5 protein-coding genes and 1 pseudogene are annotated in these 3,914 nt (G+C 62.1%); all 6 read left to right on the top strand.

Features of this window, described 5'->3' with window-relative positions; translation table 11 throughout:
* On the top strand, nucleotides 1-633 hold a 633-nt coding region (locus EOA32_RS34305), incomplete at its 5' end, for an RNA methyltransferase (protein ID WP_145971452.1).
* A gap of 79 nt (nucleotides 634-712) precedes the next feature.
* Nucleotides 713-1,327: a hypothetical protein gene (locus EOA32_RS38995; protein WP_176477828.1), complete on the top strand. Its 615-nt coding sequence runs from the start codon at nucleotides 713-715 to the stop codon at nucleotides 1,325-1,327.
* Between the two features lie 106 nt (nucleotides 1,328-1,433).
* A complete protein-coding gene (murI, locus tag EOA32_RS34295) occupies nucleotides 1,434-2,234 on the top strand; it encodes a glutamate racemase (protein WP_067328310.1) in 801 nt (266 codons plus the stop codon).
* A gap of 58 nt (nucleotides 2,235-2,292) precedes the next feature.
* Nucleotides 2,293-2,475 carry a DUF3008 family protein gene (locus tag EOA32_RS34290; protein ID WP_066995133.1) on the top strand — a complete coding sequence of 61 codons (183 nt, stop codon included), beginning with the start codon at nucleotides 2,293-2,295 and terminating at the stop codon, nucleotides 2,473-2,475.
* A 415-nt stretch (nucleotides 2,476-2,890) separates the two neighbouring features.
* Entirely contained in the window at nucleotides 2,891-3,508 is a 618-nt protein-coding gene (gene rpsD, locus EOA32_RS34285; protein WP_095825263.1) for a 30S ribosomal protein S4, read from the top strand.
* A gap of 192 nt (nucleotides 3,509-3,700) precedes the next feature.
* Nucleotides 3,701-3,914 (top strand): annotated as a pseudogene (locus EOA32_RS34280) (tRNA 2-thiocytidine(32) synthetase TtcA); the annotation flags it as partial.

The raw sequence follows: 3,914 nt of genomic DNA, 5'->3' as shown, positions 1-3,914 counted from the left end.
ACGGTGTTCGACGACCTTGCCTCGGCAGTGGCCGACCTCAACTTCGTCTTCGCCACCACCGCCCGCGAGCGTGACGGCTTCAAACCGGTGCGCGGTCCGGTGGATGCGGGCAGGGCGCTCCGGGCCCGCGAGCAGGCGGGGCTGCGCACCGGAATTCTGTTCGGCCGTGAACGTTTTGGCCTCTACAATGAAGAGGTTGGTCTGGCTGACGAGATCGTCACCTTTCCCGTCGATCCCGGCTTCTCCTCGCTCAACATCGCACAGGCCGTGCTTTTGATGTCCTATGAATGGATGAAATCCGGCCTTGCCGAAGAGACCGCGACCAACTTCGCCGGACCGGAGCTCGTTCCGGCGACCAAGGAACAGCTGCACAGCCTGTTCACCTATCTCGAAGGCGCTCTCGAGGCGCGCGGCTATTTCCGCCCGGAAGAGAAGAGGCCTAAGATGGTCGACAATCTGCGTGCCGTGCTGACGCGGGCGGGATTCGCTGAGCCCGAGTTGAAGGTGCTGCGCGGCATCATCTCGTCGCTCCACAGGTTTTCGCCGGCAATGCCGCGCGGCGACGGCTCACCGGGGGATGATCCGAGGCGGGCGCCGGCTACGCGCAAGCGAACAACGGACAAAGAAAGTTAAAATCCGTAAGCTCCGAACCTTCAAGGTAACCGAATATTATGCGGTTTGGTTCATCGTTCTCGAAACGATGGGGCAGCAGATGTTTACGTCCAATATTGGCCGTCTGCATTTCTTCTTCTATTCGCTAGGTCTGTTCATAGCGGAAGCGGTAACGATCGTGCTCTGCATTGCCGCAACGACCGGCTTCGCGGGATTGATCAATTCGATGCCGGGTCCGTCGCGGCAAAGCCTGGCCGGCGCCGCGCTTGTTGTGTCGCTCGTCTTCGTCGCGCTGCGCGGCAACATCGCATGGCGCCGCAGCCGCGATGCCGATGGTTCAGGCTGGATCCTCTGGTCCTATATCGCCTTTTCCGGCATCTATGGATTGCTGCAGGCCGGAACGCTTCTGGTCATCGATTTCGGCAATCCTGAGAGCGCGCCCGGTGGCCTGAACCTGCTCGGCCTTGCCATATTCGGCCTCTGGTGCACGATCCTGTGGGCAAAGCCTGTGGCCGGCAGCAACATCGATGAGCTGACCGAGGCTTTCGACTTTGAAGGCTCGTTGCCGGCGGAGGCGCGCCCCGCGAGGGCGACAGCGAGCGTTGCTCCAGCTGCGCCACGGACTGCTGCGCAACCCGCGCGTCCGGCGCCGGCGCCGGCGCCGCAGCCGTTTGGCCGGGCGCGACCCGCCGGCTTCGGCAAGCGGGGGCTCTGAGTTGCGCAAAAGCTGCTGGCATCTGCCACTTCAAGACCATGATCGTTCAGGATAGAAGCGCGGTTGGCCAAATCTCGGGTCAGCTTCTTCCTGTAGTCGGATGACAATGAACGATCGATCAAACCAGCGTCCGATCCTGATGTTCGATTCCGGTGTCGGCGGACTGACGGTGCTGCGCGAGGCGCGCGTCCTGATGCCGGATCGGCGCTTCGTCTATGTCGCCGACGACGCGGCTTTTCCTTACGGCGCATGGGAAGAGCCGGCGCTCAAGGAGCACATACTCGCCCTGTTCGGCAAATTGCTCGACCGTCTGCAGCCGGCGATCTCAGTGATCGCCTGCAACACCGCCTCGACCCTGGTGATCGATGCGCTGCGGGAAAAATTTCCCGGTCATCTTTTTGTCGGAACGGTGCCCGCGATCAAGCCGGCGGCCGAGCGCACGCGGTCCGGCCTGGTTTCGGTGCTGGCGACTCCGGGCACGGTGAAGCGCCAGTACACGCGTGACCTGATCAGCAAATGGGCGCAGAAATGCCATGTCCGGCTCGTCGGCAGCGACAGGCTTGCCGCATTGGCCGAGATCTATATGCGCGAAGGTTTTGTCGACGAGGAAGCCGTGCGCGCCGAGATCGCGCCCTGCTTCATCGAGCACGACGGGCAGCGCACCGACATCGTCGTGCTCGCCTGCACGCATTATCCGTTCCTGGCCAACCGCATGCGCAAGACCGCTCCCTGGCCGGTCGACTGGATCGATCCGGCGGAAGCCATTGCCCGGCGCGCCATGTCGCTGCTGCAGCCTATCGGCGAACCGTCGGGCGAGACCGAGCCCGATATCGCCCTCTTCACCTCTGGTAAGGTGGATTTCGCCACGCGCAGGCTCATCCAGGGCTTTGGGCTGACCTCGCGCTAGCTGGAACTGCGATAGCGCCGCAGCGTTTCTCTTCCCACCACGCACAGGGAGAAATCGCATGCCAGCCAAATCGCAAGCCCAACAGAAGGCAGCCGGCGCGGCCCTTTCGGCCAAGCGCGGCGAGACCAAGAAAACCGAGCTTAAGGGTGCTTCGCGCGAGATGTACGAGTCCATGAGCGAGAAGCAACTCGAGGAGTTCGCCGAGACCAAACGCAAGGGACTGCCTAGCAAAAAGTCCTGACTTTGTGGCTGCCTGGCTCTCAAGTTGGTGCCTGGATAGAAAAACCCGCGGCATGCCACGACGTGGCGGATCTGCCTGCGGCGATGCCAATGCCTTGGCATCGCCGGCTCCGGCGTCATGACGGCAGAATGGTAGAGCCGGTGCGTCGCCGATCACGACCTTGACACCGGTTAGATCTCTGTTTAACAGGGCCACCAACACCGGGCGGCGACGTCCGGTGGTTTCTTTTGCATGGGCAAGACCTCACCGGAAGCCAGTCTGTCGGCGGTCTTGTTCGAACTGACGTGTCCCGTGGGTTTTCCGTCGCGTTGCGTGGGAAACCCTGTCAGGCCTCGAAAACGGAGGCCAGAGGAGGGCGCGTTTCCTTCACCCGGAGCCAAGGGGTTCCGGGTATATCGTTTTGAAAGGGAATGCGATGAGCAAGCGCGAATCCGCGAAATACAAGATCGACCGCCGTCTCGGCGAAAACATCTGGGGCCGTCCGAAGTCCCCGGTCAACAAGCGCGAATACGGCCCCGGCCAGCATGGCCAGCGCCGCAAGGGCAAGCTTTCCGACTTCGGCCTGCAGCTGCGCGCCAAGCAGAAGCTCAAGGGCCACTATGGCGACGTTTCGGAAAAGCAGTTCCGCAAAGTTTATGAGGAAGCCAACCGCCGCAAGGGCGACACCTCCGAGAACCTGATCGGCCTGCTCGAGTCGCGTCTCGACGCGATCGTCTATCGCGCCAAGTTCGTGCCGACCATCTTCGCGGCCCGTCAGTTCGTCAACCATGGCCACGTCAACGTCAACGGCAGGCGCACCAATATCGGTTCGTACCGCTGCAAGCCGGGCGACGTCATCGAGGTGCGCGAGAAGTCGAAGCAGCTCGTCATCGTGCTGGAATCGGTAGGCTTGGCCGAGCGTGACGTGCCGGACTATATCGAGGCCGACCACAACAAGATGACCGCGACCTACAACCGCGTTCCCGGCCTGGCGGATGTTCCGTTCGCCGTCCAGATGGAACCGAACCTGGTCGTCGAATTCTATTCGCGCTGATCCGACTAATCGGCGAGACCCATCCAAGGCCGCCCTCGAGGCGGCCTTTTCTTTGTTTGTCGCGTCGGCCAGGGCGGCAATTCCACCCTGGTCATTTTTTAGCCGCAATTCCGCGACGGCTAGTGATTCCACTTGGCTGCAAAATGCTCTAAGCGAAGCGGCAACAGAACCGTGGGCACCTGCGCCATGAATATGCTGCCAAACGTCAAATCGCTTGAGCCGATCGCCGACGAGCCGGACGGCGGATTCCATCCGCTGTTCCGCGACGCGCCATCTTCGGTCGAGTTCAACAAGCTGCGCAAGCGGCTGCTGCGGCTCACGCGCCAGGCGATCGAAGACTTCGCCATGGTCAAGCCCGGCGAGCGCTGGCTGGTGGCGCTCTCCGGCGGCAAGGATTCTTATGGCC

Origin of the sequence: Mesorhizobium sp. M1A.F.Ca.ET.072.01.1.1, from assembly GCF_004023325.1 — a bacterium.
GTDB lineage: Bacteria > Pseudomonadota > Alphaproteobacteria > Rhizobiales > Rhizobiaceae > Mesorhizobium.
This window is presented reverse-complemented; position numbering and strand designations above follow the sequence as displayed.

Bases quoted from the DNA above. Each gene is read 5' to 3' on its own strand.
- EOA32_RS38995 (WP_176477828.1), top strand. From the start codon at position 713: ATGTTTACGTCCAATATTGGCCGTCTGCATTTCTTCTTCTATTCGCTA.
- murI (WP_067328310.1), top strand. From the start codon at position 1,434: ATGAACGATCGATCAAACCAGCGTCCGATCCTGATGTTCGATTCCGGT.
- EOA32_RS34290 (WP_066995133.1), top strand. From the start codon at position 2,293: ATGCCAGCCAAATCGCAAGCCCAACAGAAGGCAGCCGGCGCGGCCCTT.
- rpsD (WP_095825263.1), top strand. From the start codon at position 2,891: ATGAGCAAGCGCGAATCCGCGAAATACAAGATCGACCGCCGTCTCGGC.